The sequence below is a fragment of the Kitasatospora purpeofusca genome (assembly GCF_034043715.1).
GTDB lineage: Bacteria > Actinomycetota > Actinomycetes > Streptomycetales > Streptomycetaceae > Kitasatospora > Kitasatospora purpeofusca_A.
In genome coordinates, this window is the sequence record NZ_JAXCLC010000037.1 from 50,864 (window position 1) to 76,713 (window position 25,850).

A 25,850-nucleotide genomic window follows, 5' to 3' on the forward strand; every position below is an offset into this window, starting at 1 on the left:
GCCTGTGACCGGTCGGCCTGTGACCGGTCGGCCCGTGACCGGTCGGCCTGTGATCCGTCAGCCCGTGAAGCGGCGATGGACGGCGGACACCGCCTCGATCACCAGCTCGGTCTCGTCCTCGGTCATGTCGGAGTGCACCGGCAGGCAGATCTGCCGGGCGCAGACGTCCTCGGCGACCGGCAGCGCCGCCCGCCGGTACGGGGCGAGCACCGGCTGCAGGTGCAGCGGCAGGTCGTAGACCTCGCCGGAGAGCCGGACCTCGTACTCCTCGGCGACGGCCCGCTTGAACGCCGCGCGGTCGACGCCGGGCGGCAGCAGGGCGACGTACTTGTAGTAGTTGCCGCGCGCGCCGGCCGGTTCGAGGACGGGCGTCAGGCCGTCCAGCGCACCGAGCGCGGCGTCGTAGCGCTGCGCGACCCGGCGCCTGGTCTCCACGAACTCCTTGAGCCGGCGCAGGTGGACGGTGCCGATGGCGGCGTTGGGCTCGCTCATCCGCCAGGACGCGCCGAGCCGCACGTGGTGGTTGGTGGTGAAGGAGCCCTTGCCCTGGTCGCGGTGGATCCGGGCCTCGTCGCGCAGTGCGGCGGACTCGGTGAGGATCATGCCGCCCTCGCCGCTGGTGGTGACCTTGGTCGGGTAGAAGGAGAAGGCTCCGGCCGTTCCGAAGGTGCCGGCGGCGCGCCCGAGGTAGCTGCTGCCGTGCGCGTGCGCGGCGTCCTCGACCAGCGGGATGCCCCTGGCGTCGCAGATCGCGCGCAGGGCGTCGACCTCGGGGGTGACCAGCCCGCCGATGTGGACCAGCACCACGGCGGCGGTGTCGGGGGTGAGCGCGGCCTCCAGGGTGTCCGGGCCGAGCGCGAGGGTGGCCGGGTCGACGTCGGCGAAGACCGGCCGGCCGCCGGCGTGCAGGATCGCGCCGGCCGTCGCGTAGAAGGTGACAGCCGGGACGACCACGTCGCGGCCACGGACGTCGAGGCCGCGCAGGACGATCTCCAGCGCCGCGGTGCCGCTGGCGACGGCGACCGCGTGCGTGGCGCCGTGCTCGGCGGCGAAGGACTGCTCGAACCGTTCGGTCCAGGGGCCGAGGGTGAGCGCGCCGGTGGCGAGCATCTCGCTCACCGCCTCCGCGACGGCCGCGCGGTCGTTCTCGTCGAAGACGATGCGGGCGGCGGGAACGCCCATGGGCCACCTCCGGCAGCGGGTCGTGCTGCGGACGGTCGGTGCTCCGGGGGCCTGCGGGCTTCCCGGTCACCGGTGACGGACAGGTCTGGACGAACCGGTGCGAAACATCCGGTCCAGGCACATCACGCTACTTCGCCACTCGGTGCGCGGCCCGTCCGTACCCCCGCCCGGGTGACCCGGCGGACCCTCGCACGCCGACCCCCTGCACCCCCGGCTCCGGCGGCCGCCCCTCGGCCGCAGGTCGGACCCGGACAGCCGTCGGCCTGCTCCGGGCACTACGGCGTCCGGGTCGTCCTGCTGCGTCCGCAGTAGTCCGGAATGCCTGCACAGGGCCGACGCCGACGAGACGCCCGCCGACGCAGGATGGCCATGCTCAGGGAGCCCCTGGCCGCGACGGCCGGGCAGCGCTCCCGGCCACCGATCCCGCCCGTCACCAGCTGCCCGCTGCCCGACACCCGCCGTCCGGCACCCGGCATCCGCCGTCCGACCTCCGACCTCCGACCTCCGACCTCCGAAGGAGTCCGCTCTCCCGTGGCCACTTTCCTCTACCGCCTGGGCCGATGGTCCTTCCTCAGGCGCCGGCTGGTGACCCTGCTCTGGGTCGCCCTGCTGGCCGCCGTCGGGGTGCTGGCCGCCAAGGCGCCCGCCGCCCCCGACGACGGCTTCGCCATGCCCGGCACCGAGGCGCAGAAGGCCTTCGACCTCATGGACGAGCGCTTCCCCGGCGCGATGTCCGACGGTGCCTCGGCCCGGATCGTCTTCGTCGCGCCGTCCGGCCAGAAGATCACCGCCGCCGCCAACCAGCAGACGGTCGAGAAGGCGGTCGCCGAGCTCGCCCACGGCGAGCAGGTCGTCGGAGCCGCCGTACCGTTCAAGACCGGCGCCGTCTCGCAGGACGGCAGCACCGCCTACGCGACGATCAGCTACGACGCCAAGCCCGGCAAGGTCTCCACCGGAGCCACCGACGCCCTGGAGCAGGCCGCCCAGCACGCGCGGGACGCCGGCCTCACCGTGGACATCGGCGGCACGGCCCTGATGGCCGGCGGCGAGGCGGGCGGTTCCGCCGAGGCGATCGGCATGGCGATCTCGGCCGTCGTCCTGGTGATCACCTTCGGTTCGCTGCTGGCCGCCGGACTCCCGCTGCTGACCGCGCTGATCGGCGTCGGCCTCGGCATCGCGCTGATCACCGGGCTCGGCAGCGTGCTCGGCCTGTCCAGCACCACCAGCACCCTGGCGATGATGCTGGGCCTCGCCGTCGGCATCGACTACGCGGTCTTCATCGTCTCCCGCTACCGGGCCGAACTGCTCGACGGGTACGCGCCCAAGGAGGCCGCCGGGCGGGCCGTCGGCACGGCCGGATCGGCCGTGGTGTTCGCCGGGCTCACCGTGATCATCGCGCTGGCCGGGCTCTCCGTGGTGGGTATCCCGCTGCTCGCCAAGATGGGCCTCGCGGCGGCCGGCACGGTGGTGATCGCCGTCCTGGTCGCGCTCACCCTGGTCCCCGCGCTGCTCGGCTTCATCGGTCAGCGGGTGCTGCCGCGCAAACTCCGCGACCCGCGGCGGGCCGCCGCCGCGGCTGCCGGCGCCCGCCCCAACGGCGGCACCCGCTGGGCCCGGTTCGTGCTGCGCCACCCGGTCGCCGTCCTGGTCGGCGGCGTGATCGGGCTCGGCGTGCTCGCCCTGCCCGCCCTCGATCTGCGGCTCGGCCTGCCGGGCGACGAGGCGAAGCCCACCTCCACCACCCAGCGCCGCGCCTACGACCACCTCTCCGAGGGCTTCGGCCCCGGTTTCAACGGTCCGCTGACCCTGCTGGTCGACGCCAAGGGCGTGCCCGACCCGAAGGCCGCCGTCCAGCAGGTCGGCGACGCCGTGAAGGGCCTGCCCGGCGTGGTGGCCGTCACCCCGGCGGCCTTCAACCAGGCCGGGGACACCGCCCTCGTCACCGCCATGCCGGCCACCGGACCCAGCGAGGCCGCGACCACCGACCTGGTCCACGCCATCCGCGACAAGGCGCCGGGCCTCAAGTCCGCCACCGGCGTGACCGTGCTGGTCAGCGGTCCGACGGCGATGAACATCGATGTCTCGCAGAAGCTCAACGACGCGCTGCTGCCCTACCTGGCGGTGGTCGTCGGCCTCGCCGTGGTGCTGCTGCTGGTGGTCTTCCGCTCGGTGCTCGTCCCGATCAAGGCCGCCGCCGGATTCCTGCTCTCGGTGGCCGCCGCGCTCGGCGCCGTCGTCGCGGTCTTCCAGTGGGGCTGGCTGGCCGAGCTGATCGGTATCGAGCAGACCGGCCCGGTGATGAGCATGATGCCGATCTTCATGATCGGCGTGGTGTTCGGCCTGGCCATGGACTACGAGGTGTTCCTGGTCACCCGCATCCGCGAGGCCTATGTGCACGGCGAGGAGCCCGGCGAGGCCGTGATCACCGGCTTCCGGTACAACGCCCGGGTGGTGACGGCCGCCGCGCTCATCATGATCAGCGTCTTCGCCGGCTTCATCGGCATGAACGAGCCCATGATCAAGATGATGGGCTTCGGCCTGGCCGCCGCCGTCGCCTTCGACGCGTTCGTGGTCCGGATGGCGATCGTCCCGGCCGCCCTCGCCCTGCTCGGCCGCCGCGCCTGGTGGCTGCCGCGCCCGCTGGAACGGATCGTCCCCGACATCGACGTCGAGGGCGCCAACCTCAGGACCGAGCCCCCGCTCCCCGGCGCCCCCGCCGACGGGACCGGCACCGAATTGGCCCGCCACTCGGTCGGCGTCTGAGTACCCCGCCCCGCCGCGATCCCTCTCCCCGGGACCGCGGCGGGGCGGTCCGCGTTCCGGCCGCCGTGCCGGACCGGTCAAAATGGTACGAACCACCGGTGAACCGCCGTCGAAGCATCGACGGACCGCCGTCGAACCGCCACCCAACCGCAGCCGAAGCGCATGGCCGGGTACTGCGTCCGCAGTACCCGCCGTACCGCGTACGGCCCGTCCCGCCTCAGCGCCGTACCGCCCGTCCCCCCGCACCGTCCGGGCCCGTGGAGAACCGAGCATGACCGACACCTGGCCGCACCGCGTCCGCCGCCGCCACCCCCGCCTGCTCGACGCGTTGCTGGTGCTCGGCGTGTTCGTCGCCACCGCCGGCACCACCACCGTCGACCGCCTCGGCAACCACCTGGCGCCCAACCCGCCCGCGCTCGCCCTGGCCGTCGTCTCCAGCGCAGCCGTGCTCCTCCACCGCCGCCACCCCCGCGCGCTGTTCGGGATCACCTTCGCCTGCGCCCTGGCCATCTGCTTCGTCGCGACCCAGCTCAACGTGGGACTCGTCACCCCGCTGATCGTCGCGCTCTACGTCCTCGCGGTCCACACCGACCGCACCACCGCGCGCATCGCCACCGCCGTCGCGGCCGCGCTGGTCACCGGTGCCACGTTCGTCGCCGAACCCGGCGCCCCGATCAGCGCCCGGATCGGCTTCATCGCCTGGATCCTGCTGCCCGGCGCCATCGGCGACTCGGTCCGCACCCGCCGCGCCCACCTGGCCGCCATCGAGGAACGCGCCGAACGGGCCGAGCGCACCCGCGAGGAGGAGGCCCGCCGCCGGGTCGCCGACGAACGCATCCGGATCGCCCGCGACCTGCACGACGTCGTCGCGCACCACATCGCGCTCGCCAACGCCCAGGCCGGGATCGCCGTCCACCTGCTCGACCGCAACCCCGCCCAGGCCCGCGAGATGCTCAGCCACCTCACCGACGCCACCGGCTCCGCGCTGCGCGAGCTCAAGGCCACCGTCGGCCTGCTGCGCCGCGCCGACGATCCGGAGGCCCCGCTCGAACCGGCCCCCGGCCTGGACCGGCTGCCCGACCTCGTCGGCGCCTTCGAACGCGCGGGGCTGCCGGTGCGGCTCACCGTGGAGGGGGAGCGGCAGCGGCTCTCCCCGGGCGTCGACCTCACCGCCTACCGGATCCTCCAGGAATCGTTGACCAACGTGGCCAAACACGCCGCCGGCAGTGCCGCCGACGTCACGCTGACCTACTCCGGCGGCCGGTTCCTGCTGACCGTCGCCAACGACCGCCCGCCGCGCCCGGTCCCGCCCGCGTCCGCCCCGGCCGGCGGCGGCTTCGGCCTGATCGGTATGCGCGAGCGCGCCGCCGCCGTGGGCGGACGCCTTACTGCCGACCGCCGGTCAGGCGGCGGCTTCCTGGTCTCCGCCGAACTGCCCCTGCGCACAGCCGCCCGAGAGGAACCCACGTGACCATCCGAGTACTGCTCGCCGACGACCAGGCCCTGCTTCGCGGTGCCTTCCGCGTCCTCATCGACGCCGAGGACGACATGGAGGTGGTCGGCGAGGCCGCCGACGGCCGGGAGGCGGTCGAACTGGCCCGGACCACCCGCCCCGACGTGGTCCTGATGGACATCCGGATGCCCGGCGTCGACGGCCTCTCCGCCACCGCCGCCATCTGCGGCGACCCGGACCTCGCCGGCACCCGGGTGCTCATCCTCACCACCTTCGAGATCGACGAGTACGTGGCCCAGGCCCTGCGCGCCGGCGCCGGCGGCTTCCTCGGCAAGGACGCTGAACCCACCGAACTGCTCGCCGCCCTGCGCCGGGTCGCCGCCGGCGAGCCGCTGCTGTCGGCCGCCGCCACCCGCGCCGTCATCGACCGCCTGCTTGCCCAGCCCGACCCGGACCGGGCCCGGGCCGCCGCCCCCGAACGGCTGGCCGTCCTGACCGCGCGGGAACGCGAGGTGATGGCCATGGCCGCGACCGGCCTCGGCAACGACGAGATCGCCGCCCGGATGTACGTCAGCCCCTTCACGGTGCGCACCCACATCCACCGGGCGATGGCCAAGCTCGACGCCCGCGACCGCGCCCAGCTCGTCGCCCTCGCCTACCAGACCGGCCTCGTCCGGTCGCCCCGCCCGGCCTCCGGCCCGAACGACTGATCCCGTGCCGCTGATCCCGTGCCGCTGATGCCGTGCCGCTGATCCGTATCGCCGACCCTTACCGCCTCGCGGGGATGGCACCCGACGGCGCCACCCCTATGGTCCAGACCTCTGTTGGACCGCTACGACCTGGTGGTCTTCGGCCCGCCCGGCGTCGGCCGCAGCACCCCCGTCAGCTGCGGCCGGACGGCCGCCGAGGTGCCGTACGAGTCGGTGTCTGCTCCTGGCCGTGCACGTCGTCGCGGCCAACATTCAGGACCGCGACAGCGCCGAGCACCCGCTGCTGCGGACCCGCCTCGACCACTCGACCGTCAAGGAAATCCCCGACGTCCTGCCGGCTAGCCAGGAATCCGGCCACCAGGTCGCAGAACTCCGCTGGCGTGTCCACCCAGGGCCAGTGCCCGCACCTGGACAGCACCTCCAACCGGGCCGCCGGGTAGCAGGACGCGACGAGCCGTGACGGCGCTGTGCCCGTCACGCCGTCCTCGGCTCCGGCAACCACCAGCACCGGGCTGGGCACAGCAGCACGGCGGGCAACTTCAGCTGCGGCAGCCGCTGCGGAGGCAGGGCTCACGTAGAAGGTCTCGCGCAGCCACGACGGCGGCTGCGGATAGTCGGCCTCGGCCTCGTGGTGCGTCCGCGTCGCCTCCGACCAGGCGCCATAGCTCCACGGCGATGCCCCGACTGCCAGTGCCTCAGCACTTCCCGGCTCGCCGGCACGCCGCTCCCGAACGGCAGCCACCTCGGCCTCGTCCACCTCCCGGGCGACCAGGCCGGCCGGCGTGACCAATACCAGCCTCCCCAACCGCTCCGGATGGCGGGCCGCGAACTCCTGAGCTGTCAGGGTGCCGGCGGAGTGGGCGAGCAGGTCCACGCGCTCCATGCCCAGGTGTCGGCGCAGTTCCTCCACGTCCCGGCCCTGCTCGGTGAACGCACAACTGTCACGGTCCGCAGGGACCTCGGACCGCCCGGCGGCACGGGCATCCAGCAGCACCAGAGTGCGGTGGCGATCCAGACCTCCGAGATCGCCGAGATCGCGGACGTCCGCCCCCGGTCCGCCCGCCAGGCAGACCAGCGCTGGGCCGCTCCCGGCAACCGAGTAGAACAACCTGGTTCCGTCGTACGAGGTGAAATAAGGCACGAGACGCATCCTCGCAGGGAACGGCTTCCGACCAGCAGGCCGCGTCGATCCGCTTCCAGTCCCAGGACGCGGCAGCTCTCGAACACGGTCCGAGGGTCGGCGGAGCGGCCGCCGCCGGCTGCCCGGACGGCGGTGGCCCAGGGGGTGCGGAGAGGGCGCGCGGCGGCAGGAGGGGCGCACGGCGAATTCCGTGCGCCGACTGCCGGTCGGACCGCTCCATGCCGGTTGACCTGCGGCTTCCGCAGCGGAATGCGTCATTTCGTTCGACGCAACAGGATGTTAACCGGATCGGCACACTCTGTGCTCAGAACTCACTTTTGCTTTCCCCATACCCGTGTTTTACTCCCTCTTGACGCAACGTCAGGTGAGCGGACTCGCACCTGGCGTCACCGAAGGAGGCAGCCACTCCCATGGAACCGCTCATCGACCGGGCCCGGGCGTTCCCGCAGCGGGTCGGGGACGCCGGCCGCGAACTCACCGGACTCGCCGCCGGCCAGAGCCCGCAGGCCCTGTTCATCACCTGTTCCGACTCCCGCGTCGTCCCGGCCCTGATCACCAACGCCGACCCCGGCGACCTCTTCGAGCTCCGCACCGCGGGCAACATCGTCCCCTTCTACCGGGCCGACGGCGCCTCGGGGGAGACCGCCACCGTCGAGTACGCCGTCGAGGTGCTGGGGGTGCGCGACATCGTCGTCTGCGGCCACTCGCACTGCGGCGCCGTCGGCGCCGTGGTCCGCGGCGAGGACCTCAGCGTGGTGCCCGCCGTCCGCGCCTGGCTGCGCCACGCCGACCGGGCCGTGCTCCGCGCGGACGCGGCCGAGGTCTTCGACCCGACCGTCGCCGGCCCCGTGCAGCGGCACGTCCTCGCCCAGCTCGACCGGTTGCGCGGCTATCCGGCCGTCGCCCGGCGGCTGAGCGAGGGGCGGATCCGGCTGCGCGGCTGGTTCTACGAGATCCACACCGGCCTGGTGCTCGAACACCGGGCCGACACCGGTCTGTTCCTCCCGCTGTGAGCCCCACCCAGCACGGGCCGCCGCACGACCCGCGGCCGCACGGCCCGCCACCGTCCGGACCATCGCCGTCCGGACCGCCGACTCATGACCGCCGTCCGAACCGTCACTCTCCCGAGGACCCGATGACTCGTCGTCCCGCCCTTCGGCTGAGCACTCTGCGCTCCGACCTCCCCGCCTCCCTCGTCGTCTTCCTGGTGGCGCTCCCGCTCTGCGTGGGCGTCGCCGTCGCCTCCGGAGTACCGGCCGAACTCGGCCTGGTCACCGGCATCGTCGGCGGCCTGGTGACCGGGCTGATGCCCGGCAGCAGCCTCCAGGTGTCCGGCCCCGCCGCCGGGCTGACCGTCCTCGTCCTCGCCGCCGTCCAGGAGCACGGCCTGGCCACCCTCGGCGTGATCACCGCCGCGGCCGGCCTGCTCCAGCTCGCCATGGGCGCCGCCCGCCTCGGGCGGCTCTTCCGGGCGATCTCCGTCTCGGTCGTCCAGGGCATGCTGGCCGGCATCGGCCTGATCCTGATCGCCGGTCAGCTCTACGCGCTGGCCGACCTCAAGGGGCCCACCGGCGGCCCCGCCAAACTCGCCGGGCTCCCCGGCCTCGCCGCCGACGTCGCCGGGGACGGCCGCGCGCTCGCCGCCGCCGCGATCGGCGCCGGGACGATCGCGGTCCTGCTGCTCTGGTCGCGCCTGCCGGCCCGGGTCCGGGCGGTCCCCGCGCCGCTCGCCGCCGTCGCCGGCGCGACGGCCGTCACCGCCCTGTTCGACCTGCCCGTCGCCCGGGTCGAGGTGGCCGGCCTCGCCGGTGCCGTCGACCTGCCCGCCGTCGGCGACCTCGCGGCACTCGGCAGCCTCGGCGTGCTCGGCACGGCGTTCGCCTTCGCGCTGATCGCCTCCGCCGAGAGCCTGTTCAGCGCCGCCGCCGTCGACCGCCTGCACCACGGCCCGCGCACCGACTACGACCGCGAACTGCTCGCCCAGGGCGTCGGCAACACCGTCTGCGGCCTGCTGGGCGCCCTGCCCATGACCGCCGTGATCGTCCGCAGCGCGGCCAACGTGCAGGCCGGTGCCCGGACCAAGGCCTCCCGGGTGCTCCACGGAGTATGGCTGCTGCTCTTCGCCGCGCTGGTCCCCGCCGCCCTCTCCGTCATCCCGCTCGCCGCCCTGGCCGGGGTCCTGGTCCACGCCGGGGCCAAGCTCGTCCCGCTGCGCACCCTGCGGCCGCTCTGGCGGGCCGACCGGGGCGAGGCCGCGATCCTCGCCGTCACCGCGACCGCCATCGTGCTGACCAACCTGCTCGAAGGCGTCCTGCTCGGCCTCCTCCTCGCCGTACTCAAGAGCGCCTGGGACACCTCCCACCTCCAGGTCGCCGTCACCGAACTGCCGGACGGCGCGGTCCGGGTGACCCTCCACGGCAGCGCCACCTTCCTCCGGCTGCCCCGTCTGCTGGAGACCCTCGAATCCCTGGAGGGCCTGCCGCCGGACCGACCGGTCCGCCTCGACCTCGCCGACGTGCGGCACCTCGACCACGCCTGCCGCAGCGCCCTGGACCAGTGGCAGGAGCGTCACAACCGCAGCGGCTCCGCCGAACTCCTCGGCCTCCCCGCGGTGGCCGCCTGATCAGCCCTCCTGGCGCAACGCCCCGGCCCGAGGGGTCTGCTGGTAGAGGGTCCGGTGCCCGGACCGGTTCCTCACCAGCAGGCCGGCGCGGTGCAGCACGCCGAGGTGGTAGGAGACGGTACTGGCCGCGAGCCAGTGGCGTTCGGCCAGCTCGGTGGTGCTCCGGGGGACGTCCAGGTCGGCCAGCAGCCGGGCCCGGGTGGCCCCGATCAGGTCACCGGCGGGCGAGGCCGGGGCCGGCTCCGGACCGGGGTCCGGCCCCGGGAACGCGGGGTAGAGGATCATCGGCCGCAGCTGCCGGGCGCCGGGCAGCGGGTCGACCGAGACGTGCAGTTCGGAGCTGAAGACCGTCGGCGTGAGGTACAGCGCCTCGGCGGGAAGCTTCGCCCGGGCGCCGACGAGCAGCCGGACGCCCTGGTCGTCGTACAGGACACGCGGGTGCAGTCCGGCGAGCACGCTCGCCAGGCCCTGCCGGGCGGAGAGCTGGGCCCGGCGCGCGATGTCCGCGTCGATCCGGGCACGCAGCGCCGGCCAGCGCGGTCCGAAGGCGGTCTGCCAGAGCTGGTGGAGCTCGGCCGCGACCAGTTCGGCGAACGCCGCCTCGCCCCGGTCGAGCGCCTGCAGCAGGGCTCGCGGCGCTCTGCCGCCGGCGATGCCGAGCCCGGCGTCACCCGCGAGCATCGTCCGGATCTCCTGCGCCAACCGCTCCGGGGCGACCGTGGCAACCGCGTGCAGTTCCCGTTCGAGCGACTCCTCGTGCTGCTCGGGCTGCGGATTGAGGAAATCCGGGATGTACGTCCACGCCCCGGTGAAGAAGGACTCCAGCAGTGCGAGCCGCCGCTCGCGCACCGCCTCCCGGATCAGCGCGCCCGGTCCGCGCCCACCGGCACCGCGCCCGCCCGCTCCGGCGGCCGAACGGAGCAGCCACAGGCTGTCGGTGACGTTGTGCAGCGGTGAGATCACGAACCGGGTGTTGGCCAGTGCCTGGGCGTCCAGCTTGATCCGGAGCACCGCATCCCCCTCCACGCCGGCGTTCGAGTCTCATCGAATCATTCGACCCGGCCACCCGGCGGGCGATTCCATGGATCCGGGGCCGGCCGAAGGCGAACCGGCCGGATCCGAACCCACGGGAGGCGACCCGCGTAGTCCGAACGACCGTGACAGCGAAAGCGAAGGAGACCGGCGTGACCAGGAAGGGGGCGATCGCTGCCGGGGCGCTCGGCTGCGGCAGCGCCCGGTAGCCACCGCGGCACCGCTCCGCCGCTGCGCCCGGGTCCACCCCTGCGCCCTCCGCCCCACCGGAGGCCGCAGGGCCGCTCCGGGCCGCGCCGGGCTTCCCCGACCCCTCCGGTGCCGGGGGCACCATGGGGAGGACGGGTCGTGGGCGCGGCGGGCGGAGGCGGAGTGGAGCAGGCGGCGGGGGAGTGCTGGGTGGTCGGGGTGGACGTCGGCGGCTCCGGGCTCCGGGTCGGGGCGGCGCCCGCCGGTCGGCCGTTCAGCCCGACGGGGGTGCGGACGGTCGGGTCGGCAGCCGCCGCGCGGGTGTCCGCCTCGGCCGGCGGACAGGACGCGCGGGCGCTGCTCGACCAGCTGCTGCCCGCACTCGACGCCCTGGTCGCCGGGCTGCCCGACGGGGCCGGGATCGGCGCGGTCGCCGTGGGCGCCACCGGGATGGCCCTGCTCGGCCGGGACCTCGCCGCCCGGCTGCCCGGCCCGCTCGCCCGGGCCACCGGGGCCCGGCGGCTGGTCCTCGCCGGGGACGCGGTCACGGCCTACGTGGGCGCGTTGGGCACCGCCGCCGGGGTGGTGGTGGCCGGGGGGACGGGGCTGGTCGCGATCGGCCGCCGCCCGGGCGGAAGCTGGTGCCGCGCCGACGGCTGGGGCCAGTTGCTCGGGGACTGCGGCGGTGGCGCCTGGCTCGGCCGGGCCGGGCTGGAGGCGGCGCTGCGGGCGCAGGACGGGCGCAACGGGGGTTCGCCCGTCCTGCTGCTGGCGGCCGAGCGGCACTACGGCCCGGTGGCCGGCCTCCCGGCCGCTCTCCAGCCGCGCCCGGACCGGGCGGCCCTGCTCGCCGAGTTCGCCCCGGCGGTGGTCGCGGCGGCCGAGGAGGGCTGTCCGGTCGCCGCGGGCCTGCTCCGCCGTGCGGGTGAGGAGATCGCCGCCACCGCGACCGCCGCCGCGACGGCCGCCGGTCAGGCCGAGCCCCGGCTCGCCCTGACCGGTGGCCTGTTCCGCCTCGACCCGCTGCGCCGGGCGACCCTGGACGCGCTCGCCCTCCGCCTTCCCGGCGCCCGACCCGGCCGTCCGGACGGCCCGCCCTTGCTCGGAGCCCTCCGACTGGCTGTCGCCGCCTCAGCTGTCGTCAGCACGTCCGCCGTCAGCCCATCCGCCGTCGCCACGTCCGCCGTCAGCGGCGCTCCCGTCAGCACCGCCGCACCGGACTTTCCCTGGCCGCTGGACCCACCCCTCCTCACCGTCCTGGACCTCCCCGACCGCCCCGCCGACGACGGTCCGTAACGGCCGTAAAAAGCGTTTGAGGGAGGCTCCCCGCTCTGGCAGCGTGGTCGGTATGAAGAAGACCCCTGCCCCCGATGACTGGCTGGCGACCAACCGCGCCAACTGGGACGGCCGCGTCCCGGTGCACACGGCCAGCGATTTCTACGACCTCCCCGGCTTCCTGTCCGGCAACGAGGCGCTGCGTGGGTTCGAGCTGGCCGAGGTCGGTGACGTCAGCGGCAAGTCCCTGCTCCACCTCCAGTGCCACATCGGCCTGGACACCCTGTCCTGGGCCCGCCACGGCGCCACCGTGACCGGCCTGGACTTCTCCGCACCGGCGGTGGAGGCCGCCACCGATCTGGCCGGGAAGGTCGGCGCGGACACCGCCCGTTTCGTCGTCTCCGACGTGTACGAGGCGGTGGAGGCGCTCGACGGGCAGACCTTCGACATCGTCTACACCGGCCTCGGCGCCCTGTGCTGGCTCCCGGACATCGCGCGCTGGGCCCGCACCGCGGCGTCCCTGGTCGCCCCGGGCGGCTTCCTCTACCTGGCGGAGTTCCATCCCTTCGGCGACACCCTGGGCGACGACGGCCGGACGGTGGAGTACGACTACTTCGACCGCGACGCCACGGTCTGGGACGACCCCAGTACCTACACCGACGGCGAGGTGGCGTCCTCGGCCGCCAGGACCGTCGAGTGGCAGCACGGGATCGGCGACGTCCTCAGCGCCCTGGTGACCGAGGGCCTGCGGGTCGAGTTCCTCCACGAGCACGACTTCACGCTGTTCCCGCGCTTCCCGGTCCTGGAGCGCGACCGGGGCTTCCGCTTCCCGGCCGGTCAGCCGCGGGTCCCGCTGATGTACTCGATCCGCGCGAGCAAGCCCGCCTGACGCCCCGCCTGACGCCCCGGCGGAGGGTCACGGCGGAGGGTCACGGCGGTCCGGCGTGGCCGTGCGTCCGGCGTGGCCGTGCGTCCGGCGTGGCCGTGCGTCCGGCGTGGCCGTGTGCCCGGTGCGGCCCTACGTCCGGGTGAGCAGGGCCGTGCCCAGGTCGGTCACGGTGTAGTGGACCTCGCGGCGGTAGCGGTGGCCGGTGACCAGACCGGCGTCGCGCAGGACGGCGAGGTGCTGGGAGACCGCGCCCAGGCTGAGGCCGGTGCGGGCGGCGAGCTGGGTGGTGGTGGCCGGGGAGCCGGTGCAGGCGAGCAGGCGGGCGCGGCTGCGGCCGAGCAGCCGGGCGAGCGCGTCGTCGGTGTTCTCCCGGCGCTCCCAGAGCGGGCCGAGGGCGCGGGCCGGGTAGACCAGGGCGGGCGGCGTTCCCCGGCGGCCGGTCAGCACCCGGCAGCGGTCGGCGAAGGCGCTCGGGGTGAGGGTGAGTCCGGTGCCGCCGAGGTCGTCGCCGTCCGCCGGCAGGTCGGGTGAGAGCAGCCGGTCCCCGGCCCGGTGCAGGGCCGGGTGGAGCGAGGACAGCACCTCGTGGATGCCGTCCTCGGCGAGCAGGCGGGTCCGATGGGCGATGTCCGCCTCCAGGACGGCGCGGATCCGCGGCCAGTGCGGGCGGACCGCCGCCTCCCACCAGGAGTGCAGGGCCTCGGCGAGTTCGGGCAGGACGCGCTCCGGATCCTCGGCCAGCCGCCGTTCGAAGCCGGTCGGCGCCGGCCGCGGCGCGGTGGCGAGGCCGTCCCGGACCTGCTCGGGAGGGGTCGCCAGCAGGGCGGACAACTCCTCCTCGATCTCGGCCAGCGGACAGCGCGGAGCCGGCAGCAGCGGGCCCGCCACCAGGTCGAACCGGTCGGCGAGCGCCGTCAGCGGTGCGATCCGCCCGGCGAGGCCACCGTCCTGGCGCAGGGCCGAAGCCCGGCGGATCCAGGGCAGGTGCACCACGTGCCGGCCGGGATCGGCGACGGCGCGTGCGGCGGCCGCGGTCTCCCAGAGCGGGGAGATCGCGAACCTGAGATTGCCCAGGTCGTGCGTCCCGAACCGCAGCTCGCCCATGCCCACCCCCGGTCGACGTTTTCGCCCAGACTAAAACACTGGCCGCGCGGTGATCATGCTCAGGAAGCTGGCGGCATGACTCCTCCTCCCGCCGGCCTGTTCCGGCATGCCGACTTCCGACGGTTCTGGGCCGCCGACACCGTCAGTCAGGCGGGCGCGGCCGTCACCCTGGTCGCGCTGCCGCTGGTGGCGGTCGGCACGCTGGCCGCCACACCGTTCGAGGCGGGCCTGCTGGTCGCCTTCGAGTACCTGGCCTTCCTGCTGATCGGACTGCCCGCGGGCGCCTGGGTGGACCAGGTGCGGCAGCGGCCGGTGATGATCGCCGCCGACGTCGTCCGGGCCGTGCTGCTGTGCTCCGTCCCGGTCGCCTCCTGGCTGGGCGCGCTGACCCTGCCCCAGCTGTACGCGGTGGCGTTCGGGATGTCCGTCTGCACCGCGTTCTTCGACGTGGCGCACGGCAGCTACCTGCCGCACCTGGTGGCGGACGAGCACCTGGTGGCGGCGAACGTCCGGATCGAGGCGAGCCGGAGCTCCGTCCAGGTGGGCGGGCCGGGCGCGGGCGGGGCGCTGGTCGGTGCGCTGACCGCGCCGGTCGCCCTGGCGGTGGACGTGCTGAGCTTCGGCCTCTCGGCGCTGCTGCTGGGCCGGATCAGGCGGTCCGGGGCCCGGCCGACGGCCCGGCCGGGGGTGGCGCTGCGGACGGAGATCGCCGAGGGGCTGCGCTTCGTCCTCGGCGACCGGTTGCTGCGGGCGGTCACACTCACCGCGGCCGTCTCCAACCTGTGCGGAACGATCGGCGCCTCGATGCTGATGGTGCTGCTGGCCGGCGAGCTGCACCTGTCGCCGTTCCTGTGCGGGCTGGTGTTCACCGCGGAGGCCGTCGGCGGCCTGGTCGGCAGCCTGCTCACGGTGCGGTTCACCGCCCGGCTCGGCGAGGGGCCGGCGATGTGCGCGGCGGTCGCGGGCAGTGCCGTGCTCTGGCTGCTGGCGGTTCCGTTGTTCCGGGCCGACGGCCGCTTCGTCCTGGCCGTTCTGCTCCAGTCCTCGGGCTGGGTGCTCTTCATGACCTTCAAGATCACCTCGGTCGCCTTCCGGCAGCGGCTCTGCCCGAAGCCACTGCTGGGCCGGATGACGGCGACGGTGCGATTCCTGGTCTGGGGGGTGATGCCGATCGGCGCGCTGATCGGCGGCGTGCTGGGGCAGAGCCTCGGCGTCCGGCAGGCGCTCTGGGCCGGCGCGCTGGGCGAGCTGCTGGCCGTCCTGCCGGTGCTCTGCTCACCGCTGCGCCGGATGCGCGAACTGCCGCACGCTCCGGCCGGTCCCGCACCCCGGCCGCCGGCGGGCGCGACCGTCGGCTGACGCCCGACCGGTCCGGCGGTGCCGGTAGCGGTGACGGCAGCGGTGACGGTGACGGTGACGGTGACGGCAGCGGTGACGGTGACGGTGACGGTGACGGCAGCGGTGACGGTGACGGTGACGGCAGCGGTGACGGTGACGGTGACGGTGACGGCAGTGACGGCGGTGGCGGCCGGACAGGGCCGGGCCGCCACCACCGCCGTACCGTCAGGACTTGCGGGCCACCGCGCCGTACATGCTGACCCGGTCCGCGCCGGGCATCGGGTCGCCCTCCGGACGCCACAGCGGGACGGTGACCACCCCGGGGTCGAGGACGTCCAGGCCGTCCAGGAAGGCGCCCACCTGCTCCCGGCTGCGGCCGACCAGCGGGGCGGTGGCCTTGCTGTAGACGCCGGTCACCCGGTCGCGGACCTCGGCGGGGATGAAGTCGGCGGTGCCGTGGGACAGGATCAGGTGGCTGCCGGGCGCGAGGGTGTCCAGCAGCGTGCGGACGATCTCGTACGGTCCACGCTCGTCCGGCACGAAGTGCAGCACGGCGGCCAGGACGAGGGCCATCGGCTTGTCGAAGTCGAGCAGCTTCTCGGCCTCGGCGGCGGCGAGGAGGTCGACCGGCTCGCGCAGGTCGGCCTGGATGACGGTGGTCCGGCCGACGGCGGTGCCGCCCATCAGGGCGCGGGCGTGGGCGAGCACGATCGGGTCGTTGTCGACGTAGACGATCCGGGCGCCCGGGTCGACGGCCTGGGCGATCTCATGGGTGTTGCCGGCGGTCGGGATGCCGGTGCCGATGTCGAGGAACTGGTCGATGCCGAGGCCGGCCACGTGGCGCACCGCCCGGTTCAGGAAGCCCCGGTTGGCGCGCGCGGTGGATCTGAACTCCGGGTTGGCCGCCAGCGCCCGCTCCGCCGCCTCGCGGTCGGACGGAAAATTGTCCTTGCCGCCCAAGTAGTAGTCGTACATCCGCGCGGGGTGCGGGATCTCCGGTCGGAGGTCGGCGGGGACACCGGGCTCGCCCGGTTCCCACATCTCGTTGTAACCCACCACTGTCTTCACGCCTCCGCACCCGGCCGAACTGATGATCCGTCGGCGGACAGCGTAAGTGTTCGAGTACGCCCGTGGTGCGGCGAGGTCGGTTCACCCCCGCTTGTGCGGAATGGCCGCGTTGCGAGGGGTTGGACCGGAACGGCCCCGGCCCGGCGGGCGGACCGGGGCGGACGGGCGCAGGATGGGAGGGTCCGGGGGCGCCGCCCGCAAGCGAGGCGTGCCCGCCGTGGAACGGGAGTGGGAGGTTGCCATGGCCGTCGCCGAGATCGTTCCGGCCGACATCAGGGAGTGGCGGGGGCAAGCCGTCGTGGACGAGAAGGACCACCGGATCGGCACCCTGGAGTCCGTCTACGTGGAGACCGCCAGTGACGAGCCGTACTTCGTGACGGTCACGATCGGTCTTCCGGTCAAGCGGCGACTGGCGTTCGTGCCGCTCGACGGCGCGGTACTGGGGCCGGGATACGTACGGGTGGCGTTCCCGAAGGCACTGGTGAAGCAGGCGCCCTCGATCGGCGTGGACGACGTGCTGCCGGCCGAGGACGAGCCCGAGGTGTTCGCGCACTACAAGCTGGAGTACACCACCGGGACGGGCGGGGAACGGCGGCTGGCCCGGCGCTGACCGGAGGCCCGCGCCGACGGCACCGGCCGACCACTCCGGTGGCCGGTGCCGTCGGCGCGGTCGGCCACCGAGGAGGAGCGGCCGGCCACCGAGGTCCGGATACCCCACGGGGTACAGTGGAGGACCGGTGGTCGACGATGGAGGGCGGTCCGGACATGCAGGTGGACGAGGAGGCCGTCGGCGCGGTCCTGAACCGGCTGCGGCGTGCCCAGGGTCAGCTCGCGGGCGTGATCGCCATGATCGAGGCCGGCCGGGACTGCAAGGACGTGGTGACCCAGCTGGCCGCCGTGTCGAGGGCGCTCGACCGGGCCGGCTTCAAGATCGTGGCGAGCGGCATGCGCCAGTGCATGGCGGGCGCCGAGGAGGGCGCGGCGCCGATGACCGAGGCCGAGCTGGAGAAGCTCTTCCTCACCCTCGCCTGACGCCTGACGCCTGACGCCTGACGCCCCCGCCCCGCCGCACATCTCCCGTTCCGCGCCGGTCGTCTCGCGCTGCCTGCTCCGCGCTGCCCGTTCCACATTTCCCGTTCCGCCCGACATCCCGTCACGCCTCGTTCACGTCCCGGTCGCCGGTCTTCGGATGAATGGGCCCGGCCCCCACAGTTGTACAGCCAACTGTTGATGGGCCGACCCTCCCAAGCCTCCGTCACCAGCCGCGGACGGCCCCGGCCCGGCACCCCCCGACGGCTCGGTGCCCGAGCGGCGGACAGGACATCCGTGGCCACCGGCAGCACCCTGACCAGCACGTCGTCGAGCAGCCCCGTCGAGGGCGACCGCCTCACCTTCCACTGGACCACCGACGCCCCCGACCCCAAGAACTGGGTCGGCATCTACGACGGGGACCGGCAGCCCGGCACCGGCAGCTCCCTGCTCTGGAAGTACACCCCGGCCGCCGACGGCGACGTCCAGCTCGACACCTCCGCCCTCACCGGCGGCCCGTACACGGCCTACCTGCTCGCCAAGGACGGCTACGGCATCCTCGCCCGGACCCAGCCGTTCACCTTCCGGCCCAAGCCGGCCGTGGTGCGCCCGCACGCCGTCGTGGACTCCTTCACCGCCACCCCCGTCGCACCCGGCGCGGCCGTCACCGTCAAGCTCGGCGGACTCTGGGCCCGCCCCGCCGGGAACCCGGCCGGCGGCGCGACCTTCCGCAAGCTCTCCGGACCGGCCTGGCTCGCGGTCGCCGCCGACGGCACCGTCACCGGCACCGCGCCGGGCGGCGCCGCGCCGCGCACCCCCGAGGTCCTGGTCGTCGGCGTCAAGGACAGCGCCGGAGCCACCGACACCGTGACCGTGCTGCTCCCGGTCCTGGACCCGGCCACCGCGCCCCGGCTCAAGGTCGCGAGCTGGAACCTCGCCGACGCCGGGGCCGCCTTCACCGACGCCACCGAGAAGCAACTGCGGGTCGTGCTCGCCCAGGGCCTGGACGTGCTCGCGCTCCAGGAGACCGCCGGAAAGGCCGCCCAGGCGCTGGCCGACGCCCTCGGCTGGTACGCCCACCAGAGCGCCGGCAGCGTCGGCCTGCTCAGCCGCTACCCGCTGACCGCCGTCACCCCGGCCACCGCCGAACTCCCCGCCGCCGGGGCGACCGCGCAACTGCCCGGTGGCCGCGCCGTCCGGGTCTGGACCGCGCACCTCGACGAGTCCGACTACGGCCCGTACGCCGTCCAGGACGGCCGCACCGCCGCGCAGGTCCTCGCCGCCGAGAACGCCTCGGTCCGGCTCCGGCAGGCCCGGGCGCTGGCCGCCGCCGTCACCGCCGACGCCGCCGCGGGCACCCCCGTGGTGCTCGCCGGCGCGCTGTCCTCGCCCTCGCACCTCGACTGGACGGCCGCCACCGCCGCCGCGCACGGCGGAGTCGGCGCGCTCGCCTGGCCGGTCACCGCCACCCTCCAGGCGGCCGGACTCACCGACACCTTCCGCGAGGAGAACCGCGACCCGGTGAAGGCGCCCGGTACCACCTGGTCGCCGGTCCGCAAGCAGCGCGCCGCCGGCGGGGCCGAGCCGCAGGACCGGATCGACTACGTGCTCTACCGGGGGAAGCTGCGGCTCGTCGAGGCGCACACCCTGGTCGCCGACTGGCCGGCCACCGACCCGGCCGCCCTCGCCGCCAACCAGTGGCCGTCCGACACCGCCGCCGCGGTCGCCACCTTCCAGCTCTGAAAGGCCGGTCCACGATGTCCGAGCTCTCCCGCCGCACCTTCGTCGGCGCCACCGCGGCCGCCGGCGCCGCCGCCCTGACCGGCCTCCAGGGCACCCCGGCCCAGGCCGCGCCCGTCCAGCCCGCCACCGCGCCGGACCGCCTCACCGGCACCATCGAGGACGTCAAGCACGTCGTGGTGCTGATGCAGGAGAACCGCAGCTTCGACCACTACTTCGGCACCCTCAACGGCGTACGCGGCTTCGGCGACAAGCAGGGGCTCCAGTTCCCCGACGGCACCGACGTGTTCCGCCAGCCCGACCCGCGCCGCAGCGACGGCAACGCGATGCTGCCGTACCGGATGGACACCTCGAAGTACAACGCGCAGAACGCCGGCGGCCTGCCGCACGACTGGGCCACCGGCCACCAGGCCATCAACAACGGCGCGATGAACAAGTGGATCGCCGCCAAGGGCGAGCGCACCATGGGCTACTTCACCCGCGAGGACATCCCCTACCAGTACGCGCTCGCCGACGCGTTCACCCTGTGCGACGCCTACTTCACCTCGCTGGCCGGGCCGACCGACCCCAACCGGCTCTACCTGTGGACCGGCACCGCCGGCCCCGGCCGGGACGGCACCACCGGCCCGTGGATCGACAACACCCCGGTCACCGACAACCCGGTGGCCGACTGGACCACCTACGCCGAGCGGCTGCAGTCGGCGGGCGTCACCTGGCGGGTCTACCACAACCCCAGCAAGGACGACCGCACCGGCGACTACGACGACAACGCGCTCTCGTATTTCAAGCAGTTCCACAACTTCCCCAAGGACGACCCGCGTTACGTCAACGCGATGACGAAGTTCGACCCGGCGGCCTTCGACGCGCACTGCAAGGACGGCACCCTGCCGACCGTCTCCTGGCTGGTCGCGCCGTACCTGTTCTCCGAGCACCCGGAGGCCGGACCGGCGTACGGCGCGCACTGGGTGAACCAGGCCCTGCAGTCGCTGATGTCCAACCCGGACGTGTGGCGGCACACCGTCTTCCTGGTCATGTACGACGAGAACGACGGCTACTTCGACCACATGGTGCCGCCCACCCCCGAACCGGGCACCCCGGAGGAGTTCACCCAGGGCCGCGCCATCGGCCTCGGCAACCGCGTCCCGCTCTGGGTCGCCTCGCCCTGGTCGCGCGGCGGCTGGGTCAACTCCCAGGTGTTCGACCACACTTCGGTGCTGCGCTTCATGGAGCAGGTCACCGGTGTGGCCGAGCCCAACATCTCCGCCTGGCGCCGCGCCGTCTGCGGCGACCTCACCAGCTGCTTCGACTTCGCCGCCCCGGACCACTCGATCCCGCGACTGCCGGACACCAACGCGCTGATGGCCAGGGCCGACGCGGGCACCAAGCTCCCCGGTGTGCAGCTGCCCGCCGTCGGCGCCCAGGCCATGCCGGTGCCCGAGCGGGGCGACCGCCCGCACCGCCACCTGCCCTACCAGCCCTGGGCCGAGGCGGAGGTGGACCGCCTCACCGGCCGGGTCACCTGCACGATGAGCAACGACGGCGGCGTGGCCTTCCCGTACACGGTCTACCCGAACATCGTGCAGCCCTTCGCCGGGACGCCGTTCACCGTGGCCCCGGGCGCCTCGGCCACGTACGTCTGGGAGGCCGCGAAGACCAACGGCCGCTACGACTTCACCGTGCACGGCCCGGACGGCTTCGTCCGCCGCTTCGCCGGCACCGTGGTCCGCGACGGGCGGGGTGGCCGGGGCGGCGCCGAGCAGCCGTCCGGCCAGAACGACATCGCGGTGCCGATCGTCACCGCCGACCTGTCCGGCTCCGGGCGGCTCACCCTCCAGCTCGTCAACGACGGCATGACCGACGTCTGCTTCACCGTCGTGCCGAACGACTTCGCCGGCACTGCGCAGACCGTCTGGGTCCGGCCCGGCAAGCAGAGCAAGCTGGTCTGGCCGCTGGACCGCCAGGGCCGCTACGACGTGGTGGTCACCGCCGCCACCGGCCAGCGCTTCACCCGCCGGTACGCGGGCTGGGTGCACTGAGCCGGGCTCCCCGAGCGCCACGGCCGGGGGTACCGAACCGGTGCCCCCCGGCCGTGGCGTGGCGCGGCCGTCCCGCCGGGACCCGCCGCTACCGTCGGCCCCATGCAGCAGATCACACCCTGCCTCTGGTTCGACGACCAGGCCGAGGAAGCCGTCCGGTACTACACCTCGGTCATCCCCGACTCCCGGATCACCGGCGTCACCCACTACACCGAGGCCGGCCCGGGCACGCCCGGCACCGTGCTGACGGTCGCCTTCGAACTCGACGGCCGGCCTTACGTCGCCCTCAACGGCGGCCCGATCTTCCCGTTCACCGAGGCGGTCTCGCTCCAGGTGCACTGCGACGACCAGGCGGAGGTGGACCGGCTCTGGGCGGCCCTGCTGGAGGGCGGCGGCCAGGAGGGCCCGTGCGGCTGGCTCAAGGACCGCTGGGGCCTGTCCTGGCAGATCACCCCGCAGGTGCTGATCGACCTGGTCGCCGACCCGGACCGGGCCAGGGCCGCCCGGGTCACCACGGCGATGCTGCAGATGCACAAAATCAACATCCGGCAGCTGCTCGACGCCGCGGAGGGGTGACCCGTCCGGGACCGGTGTCGCGGCCCGGGCAGATGCTGCGGACTCAGCTCCGGGCGTCCGCCGGGGGCTTCCCACGTCGGCGGCGGACCCGGGCGAGGACCGGGCGCTCGCCGCGGAGCCAGCGGCGCAGCCGGCCCAGCCGGGAGAACCGCTCCCGACCCGCCACCGACGCCCGGTCCAGCTCCTCCATCAGTCGCCGGGAGCGGTGCTCCAGGTCCAGTTCGTCGAGGATCCGGTCGACCTCGGTCAGCAGCGACCCGAGCAGGTGCCAGGAGTCCGGGTCCGCGCGGACCTGCTCCAGCAGCAGCCGGGCGACGTTCTCCCGGCTCGCCCAGGCGGCGGTCAGCTCGGCGGCGAGCCGCTCCTCGGCCTCCTCGGCGTTCCGGCTGACCTGGGTGGTGACCAGCACGGCGAAGCTCACCAGCGCGCCGCCGACATGGGCGAGCAACTCCTCCATCGCCACCGCGAGGCCGGGCGCCACCAGCGGCTCGCCGGGCCCGCGCCGTTTGGCGAGGTCGGTGAGCGAGCGCGAGATCACCCGGATCACCACGACGCAGATCTCCAGCGTGTCCAGGCCGGTGCGCAGCACCAGCCGGGAGAGCAGCCCCTCGCTGATCCGGGGGTTGAACCGGAGGCTGTCCTCGGCCTGGCGCAGCGCGGCATCGACGTCGGCGATCGCCTGATCGAGCCGGCGGGCCTCGTGCAGGCGCTCGGCGGCGTCCTCGACGGCGGTGGGCCGGCCCAGCTGCTCGGCGAGGTCGACCAGCAGGTGCCGGGCCCGGCGGGCCAGGTCCTCGATCGACTCACCGGCGGTGTCCAGCCAGACCGGCGGGGCGAACAGCAGGTTGAACAGCAGGCCGACGCTCGCGCCGATCAGCGTCTCCAGCACCCGGTCCCAGGCCTGGGAGGCGAGTTTGGTGACGCCCAGGATCAGCATCGCGCTGATCGCGACCTCCTGGACGAACTCGTCCACCCGGACGAACCGGCCGATCACCAGCGAGGCCAGGATGATCAGTCCGAGGCTCCACCAGGAGAGTCCGACCACCGCGCTGAACCCGATCGCGATCAGCACGCCGACGACCACCGAGTTCACCCGGCGGATGCTGGTGGTGAGGGTCGAGTAGACGGTGACCTGGACCACCAGCAGCGCGGTGAGCGGGGCGGTCAGGGGAGCCGGTTCGCTGCTGAGCCAGGTCGCCACCACGTAGGAGAGGGTGGCGGCGACGGTCGCCCGGGCGGTCTGGACGGCGAAGGGTTCACGGGCGGCGCGGCGCAGCAGGCCGGCCACGGACTCCGGTAGCAGGGCCATGCGCACCTCCTTCCCCGTCCCCCGGCTCCCACCGGCCCGGTCCGGCCCGCGTCGGGCGGGCCGGGGGTTACTGCTTGCCGCGCCCCTCGCGCAGCAGCTTCCACGGCGCGAGCGCCGACTCCACCTGCACTCCGAGGCTCATCTTGGACGCGCCCTCGACCCGCTCCTCGAAGCGGATCGGCACCTCCTTGATGGTGAGCCCCTGGCGCACCACCCGGTGGTTCAGCTCGACCTGGAACGAGTACCCGTTGCTGTGCACCGACGGCAGGTCGATGGCCTGCAGCGTCTGCGCCTTCCAGGCCTTGAAGCCGGCGGTGGCGTCGCGCACGCCCAGGCCGAGGATGGTGTTCACATAGAGGTTGGCCCAGGCGGAGAGCGCCTTGCGGTGCCAGGGCCACTCCTCGGCGGTCGACCCGCCGGGCACGTACCGGGAGCCGAGCACCACGGCCGTGTCGTCGGCCAGCAGGGTCTCCAGCATGAGCGGCAGGACGGCGGCCGGGTGGGACAGGTCGGCGTCCATCTGGACGACCACGTCCGCGCCGTCCGCCAGGGCCCGGGTCATGCCGGCCACGTAGGCGCGGCCGAGGCCGTCCTTCTCCGTGCGGTGCAGCACCGAGACCCGCCCCTCGGACCCGGCGGCCAGCTTGTCGGCCACCTCGCCGGTGCCGTCGGGGGAGTTGTCGTCGACGACCAGCAGATGCAGGTTAGGCAGGTCGAGCCCGGCCAGCAGGCCGGCGAGGACCGGAAGGTTCTCCCGCTCGTTGTAGGTGGGCACGACCACGACGACCTTCGGGACGGCCTCGACCATGTTCTGTTCCCTCGCGAGTTCGGCGGCACGGCCGTCCGGCTGCGACGGCCGTGCGAGTCTAGCCGCGCCGCTTCGAACAGCATCGCGCCGGACCACCCTCGGGGCCCGGGCCGGGCTGGGGCCGGGGTCGGCCCGGGCCCGGCGCCGCGAGGGCGGCCGAACACCTTGGGCCGCCGAACACCTGGGCTGCCGGTCACCTGGACCGGCGGGAACTCCAGGCGGGGGCGACGATGCCGATCAGGGCGACGGCGAAGCCGAGCTGGAGCAGATGGCGGATCCAGTCGATGCCGGAGGTGTGCCGGACGCCGATCCACCCGGCGACCGCGTTGCCCAACCAGGCCCCGGCCGCGCCGAGCAGCATCGTCAACCACCACGGGATGGCCTGCGGGCCGCGCAGGATCAGCTTGGCGATCACACCGAGCACAAAGCCGATGAGCAGAATCCACAGGAGCTGGAACATCGCATTCCACCTTTCGAGGCACGTTCCCTCATGATCGCCCGAACCGCGCCGCTCGGCACGTCCAGCGGCCGGCCGCCGCGGTGCGGGCTGTTCGGACCCCGCCTGCCCAGACCGCGCCGGGCTACTCCCGGGCCGCTCCCGGACCCCTCGGTCCGGTCCCACCGGTCGGGGCGGACGCGACTGTGCCGACCTGCGGATTTCCACGTCCGGTGGGACGGATCGGGGATGCCGGGTCCAGGGATCACGGCACTTCTCACTGATCGCGCGGAACGAGGTCGCCGGGCCGCGTGCCGAAGCAGGCGGAACTGCTCCGAAGGTGCGACTTTCGGCCGGATTCGACGGTCGACGGGCGAAGTTCAAGCCGTCGTTCGTGTCCACACCTCCGGCTGCTCCCACGCTTCGCATGATGGACGGACACCCCCGCCCCGATCGGGCGGCGGCGCTGTCGCGGCCGCACGTACACATGCGGCCGCACCTACACGGAGGTGGACGGATGACGTCGGGGATTCGTACGTGGGTGGCCGGAGCGGGCGTCGCCCTGCTGATGGCCGGGGCGGCCGCGCCAATGGCGGCCGCCGCGCCCGCGAGCACGACGGCGCGGCCGGGGATGATCGACATCGCGGACCTGCCGCCGGACTCGCTGCCCTGGAGCGGCGGTGCGCACGACGAGCCCGGCTGGTACTCCGACGGGCCCTGTTCCGCCGGGTTCGGCGTCGGGGGCATCCCGGAGGACAGCATCTGGGACGCCGGCTTCTCCACCTCGGAGACGGCTTCGGTGAGCGAGCACGCCATCGTGCTGCCGACGGAGGCCGAGGCGGTGGCCCTCGCCGAGTCGATCCGCCAGTACTTCGCGGGCTGCGCCGACCGTTGGCGTGCGGGGAGCCCGGTCTACACCGTGACCGGGTACGACTACGGTTCCCTGGACGTCGAGGAGGGGGCGACCGTCGGCGGCGTGCACCTCACCCGCAACCCCTCCTGGGAGGGCTACCGCAACTTCCTGTACGGCGTGGGCCGGGACGGAAACACCGTGGCCTACGTCGAGTGGGAGAGCAACTGGACCCAGCCCGACGTCCCCGCCTTCAAGGAGACGGTCCGGGCCGCGGTCAACAAGCTCTACTGACCGGG

At 74.1% G+C, this 25,850-nt stretch carries 22 protein-coding genes; 14 read left to right on the forward strand and 8 right to left on the reverse strand.

The window, feature by feature from the left end; all coding sequences use genetic code 11:
* Positions 1-57 precede the first annotated feature (57 nt).
* Positions 58-1,182, reverse strand: a complete 1,125-nt coding sequence (locus SM793_RS20245) for a DegT/DnrJ/EryC1/StrS family aminotransferase (protein ID WP_320439636.1) — start codon at positions 1,180-1,182, stop codon at positions 58-60.
* Positions 1,183-1,713: 531 nt separating this feature from the next.
* Between SM793_RS20245 and SM793_RS20250 the strand changes: the two genes are divergently transcribed.
* From SM793_RS20250 to SM793_RS20260, 3 genes are all read left to right on the forward strand, one after another.
* Positions 1,714-3,945 (forward strand): MMPL family transporter, encoded by a 2,232-nt coding sequence (locus SM793_RS20250; RefSeq protein ID WP_320439637.1) that lies wholly within the window; start codon positions 1,714-1,716, stop codon positions 3,943-3,945.
* A gap of 271 nt (positions 3,946-4,216) precedes the next feature.
* Positions 4,217-5,416, forward strand: a complete 1,200-nt coding sequence (locus SM793_RS20255) for a sensor histidine kinase (RefSeq protein WP_320439638.1) — start codon at positions 4,217-4,219, stop codon at positions 5,414-5,416.
* Complete coding sequence (locus SM793_RS20260; protein ID WP_320439639.1) at positions 5,413-6,108, forward strand: response regulator transcription factor; 696 nt, start codon at positions 5,413-5,415, stop codon at positions 6,106-6,108. Before SM793_RS20255 ends, SM793_RS20260 begins: the two co-directional genes overlap by 4 nt.
* Before the next feature lie 172 nt (positions 6,109-6,280).
* Here SM793_RS20260 and SM793_RS20265 read toward each other — a convergent pair whose 3' ends face one another.
* The gene (locus SM793_RS20265) at positions 6,281-7,249 is read right to left on the reverse strand and encodes an alpha/beta hydrolase (protein ID WP_320439640.1); all 969 of its coding nucleotides are present in this window, start codon (positions 7,247-7,249) and stop codon (positions 6,281-6,283) included.
* 410 nt (positions 7,250-7,659) lie between these two features.
* On the opposite strand from SM793_RS20265, the gene SM793_RS20270 reads away from it, so the two are divergent.
* Both SM793_RS20270 and SM793_RS20275 read left to right on the forward strand, forming a co-directional pair.
* Positions 7,660-8,262: a carbonic anhydrase gene (locus SM793_RS20270; protein ID WP_320439641.1), complete on the forward strand. Its 603-nt coding sequence runs from the start codon at positions 7,660-7,662 to the stop codon at positions 8,260-8,262.
* Positions 8,263-8,384: 122 nt separating this feature from the next.
* Positions 8,385-9,872, forward strand: coding sequence for a SulP family inorganic anion transporter (locus tag SM793_RS20275; RefSeq protein ID WP_320439642.1), 1,488 nt, complete (start codon positions 8,385-8,387; stop codon positions 9,870-9,872).
* Here the strand turns inward: SM793_RS20275 and SM793_RS20280 are convergent, their stop codons facing one another.
* Positions 9,873-10,883 (reverse strand): ArsR/SmtB family transcription factor, encoded by a 1,011-nt coding sequence (locus SM793_RS20280; RefSeq protein WP_320439643.1) that lies wholly within the window; start codon positions 10,881-10,883, stop codon positions 9,873-9,875. It abuts the gene before it with no gap.
* Between the two features lie 393 nt (positions 10,884-11,276).
* Here SM793_RS20280 and SM793_RS20285 point away from each other — a divergent pair, with 393 nt between their 5' ends.
* Complete coding sequence (locus SM793_RS20285; RefSeq protein ID WP_320439644.1) at positions 11,277-12,389, forward strand: BadF/BadG/BcrA/BcrD ATPase family protein; 1,113 nt, start codon at positions 11,277-11,279, stop codon at positions 12,387-12,389.
* A gap of 52 nt (positions 12,390-12,441) precedes the next feature.
* A complete protein-coding gene (locus tag SM793_RS20290) occupies positions 12,442-13,257 on the forward strand; it encodes a class I SAM-dependent methyltransferase (protein ID WP_320439645.1) in 816 nt (271 codons plus the stop codon).
* A gap of 129 nt (positions 13,258-13,386) precedes the next feature.
* Here the strand turns inward: SM793_RS20290 and SM793_RS20295 are convergent, their stop codons facing one another.
* Positions 13,387-14,361, reverse strand: coding sequence for an ArsR/SmtB family transcription factor (locus SM793_RS20295; RefSeq protein ID WP_320439646.1), 975 nt, complete (start codon positions 14,359-14,361; stop codon positions 13,387-13,389).
* Between the two features lie 75 nt (positions 14,362-14,436).
* Here SM793_RS20295 and SM793_RS20300 point away from each other — a divergent pair, with 75 nt between their 5' ends.
* Complete coding sequence (locus SM793_RS20300; RefSeq protein ID WP_320439647.1) at positions 14,437-15,720, forward strand: MFS transporter; 1,284 nt, start codon at positions 14,437-14,439, stop codon at positions 15,718-15,720.
* A gap of 204 nt (positions 15,721-15,924) precedes the next feature.
* Here the strand turns inward: SM793_RS20300 and SM793_RS20305 are convergent, their stop codons facing one another.
* Complete coding sequence (locus SM793_RS20305) at positions 15,925-16,767, reverse strand: SAM-dependent methyltransferase (protein ID WP_320439648.1); 843 nt, start codon at positions 16,765-16,767, stop codon at positions 15,925-15,927.
* Between the two features lie 241 nt (positions 16,768-17,008).
* Between SM793_RS20305 and SM793_RS20310 the strand changes: the two genes are divergently transcribed.
* The 5 genes from SM793_RS20310 (at position 17,009) to SM793_RS20330 (ending at position 22,148) form a co-directional block, all read left to right on the forward strand.
* On the forward strand, positions 17,009-17,377 hold the full coding sequence (locus tag SM793_RS20310; protein ID WP_320439649.1) for a PRC-barrel domain-containing protein: 369 nt from the start codon (positions 17,009-17,011) through the stop codon (positions 17,375-17,377).
* A gap of 155 nt (positions 17,378-17,532) precedes the next feature.
* The gene (locus tag SM793_RS20315) at positions 17,533-17,799 is read left to right on the forward strand and encodes a metal-sensitive transcriptional regulator (RefSeq protein ID WP_093864646.1); all 267 of its coding nucleotides are present in this window, start codon (positions 17,533-17,535) and stop codon (positions 17,797-17,799) included.
* Positions 17,800-18,093: 294 nt separating this feature from the next.
* Positions 18,094-19,539, forward strand: coding sequence for an endonuclease/exonuclease/phosphatase family protein (locus SM793_RS20320; protein WP_320439650.1), 1,446 nt, complete (start codon positions 18,094-18,096; stop codon positions 19,537-19,539).
* A gap of 14 nt (positions 19,540-19,553) precedes the next feature.
* Complete coding sequence (locus tag SM793_RS20325) at positions 19,554-21,572, forward strand: phosphocholine-specific phospholipase C (protein WP_320439651.1); 2,019 nt, start codon at positions 19,554-19,556, stop codon at positions 21,570-21,572.
* A gap of 102 nt (positions 21,573-21,674) precedes the next feature.
* Positions 21,675-22,148: a VOC family protein gene (locus SM793_RS20330; protein WP_320439652.1), complete on the forward strand. Its 474-nt coding sequence runs from the start codon at positions 21,675-21,677 to the stop codon at positions 22,146-22,148.
* Between the two features lie 43 nt (positions 22,149-22,191).
* On the opposite strand, the gene SM793_RS20335 is transcribed toward SM793_RS20330, so the two are convergent.
* From SM793_RS20335 to SM793_RS20345, 3 genes are all read right to left on the reverse strand, one after another.
* The gene (locus SM793_RS20335; protein WP_320439653.1) at positions 22,192-23,457 is read right to left on the reverse strand and encodes an FUSC family protein; all 1,266 of its coding nucleotides are present in this window, start codon (positions 23,455-23,457) and stop codon (positions 22,192-22,194) included.
* A 67-nt stretch (positions 23,458-23,524) separates the two neighbouring features.
* Positions 23,525-24,265, reverse strand: coding sequence for a polyprenol monophosphomannose synthase (locus tag SM793_RS20340; protein WP_320439654.1), 741 nt, complete (start codon positions 24,263-24,265; stop codon positions 23,525-23,527).
* A gap of 193 nt (positions 24,266-24,458) precedes the next feature.
* The gene (locus SM793_RS20345) at positions 24,459-24,725 is read right to left on the reverse strand and encodes a GlsB/YeaQ/YmgE family stress response membrane protein (RefSeq protein ID WP_320439655.1); all 267 of its coding nucleotides are present in this window, start codon (positions 24,723-24,725) and stop codon (positions 24,459-24,461) included.
* A gap of 493 nt (positions 24,726-25,218) precedes the next feature.
* Between SM793_RS20345 and SM793_RS20350 the strand changes: the two genes are divergently transcribed.
* Complete coding sequence (locus SM793_RS20350; RefSeq protein ID WP_320439656.1) at positions 25,219-25,845, forward strand: hypothetical protein; 627 nt, start codon at positions 25,219-25,221, stop codon at positions 25,843-25,845.
* Positions 25,846-25,850 lie beyond the last annotated feature (5 nt).

Excerpts from the sequence above, each read along its gene's own strand:
- SM793_RS20255 (WP_320439638.1), top strand. The coding sequence starts at position 4,217 with ATGACCGACACCTGGCCGCACCGCGTCCGCCGCCGCCACCCCCGCCTG.
- SM793_RS20270 (WP_320439641.1), top strand. The coding sequence starts at position 7,660 with ATGGAACCGCTCATCGACCGGGCCCGGGCGTTCCCGCAGCGGGTCGGG.
- SM793_RS20275 (WP_320439642.1), top strand. The coding sequence starts at position 8,385 with ATGACTCGTCGTCCCGCCCTTCGGCTGAGCACTCTGCGCTCCGACCTC.
- SM793_RS20335 (WP_320439653.1), bottom strand. The coding sequence starts at position 23,457 with ATGGCCCTGCTACCGGAGTCCGTGGCCGGCCTGCTGCGCCGCGCCGCC.
- SM793_RS20345 (WP_320439655.1), bottom strand. The coding sequence starts at position 24,725 with ATGTTCCAGCTCCTGTGGATTCTGCTCATCGGCTTTGTGCTCGGTGTG.
- SM793_RS20245 (WP_320439636.1), bottom strand. The coding sequence starts at position 1,182 with ATGGGCGTTCCCGCCGCCCGCATCGTCTTCGACGAGAACGACCGCGCG.
- SM793_RS20330 (WP_320439652.1), top strand. The coding sequence starts at position 21,675 with ATGCAGCAGATCACACCCTGCCTCTGGTTCGACGACCAGGCCGAGGAA.
- SM793_RS20290 (WP_320439645.1), top strand. The coding sequence starts at position 12,442 with ATGAAGAAGACCCCTGCCCCCGATGACTGGCTGGCGACCAACCGCGCC.
- SM793_RS20325 (WP_320439651.1), top strand. The coding sequence starts at position 19,554 with ATGTCCGAGCTCTCCCGCCGCACCTTCGTCGGCGCCACCGCGGCCGCC.
- SM793_RS20350 (WP_320439656.1), top strand. The coding sequence starts at position 25,219 with ATGACGTCGGGGATTCGTACGTGGGTGGCCGGAGCGGGCGTCGCCCTG.
- SM793_RS20310 (WP_320439649.1), top strand. The coding sequence starts at position 17,009 with ATGGCCGTCGCCGAGATCGTTCCGGCCGACATCAGGGAGTGGCGGGGG.
- SM793_RS20315 (WP_093864646.1), top strand. The coding sequence starts at position 17,533 with ATGCAGGTGGACGAGGAGGCCGTCGGCGCGGTCCTGAACCGGCTGCGG.
- SM793_RS20295 (WP_320439646.1), bottom strand. The coding sequence starts at position 14,361 with ATGGGCGAGCTGCGGTTCGGGACGCACGACCTGGGCAATCTCAGGTTC.
- SM793_RS20340 (WP_320439654.1), bottom strand. The coding sequence starts at position 24,265 with ATGGTCGAGGCCGTCCCGAAGGTCGTCGTGGTCGTGCCCACCTACAAC.
- SM793_RS20300 (WP_320439647.1), top strand. The coding sequence starts at position 14,437 with ATGACTCCTCCTCCCGCCGGCCTGTTCCGGCATGCCGACTTCCGACGG.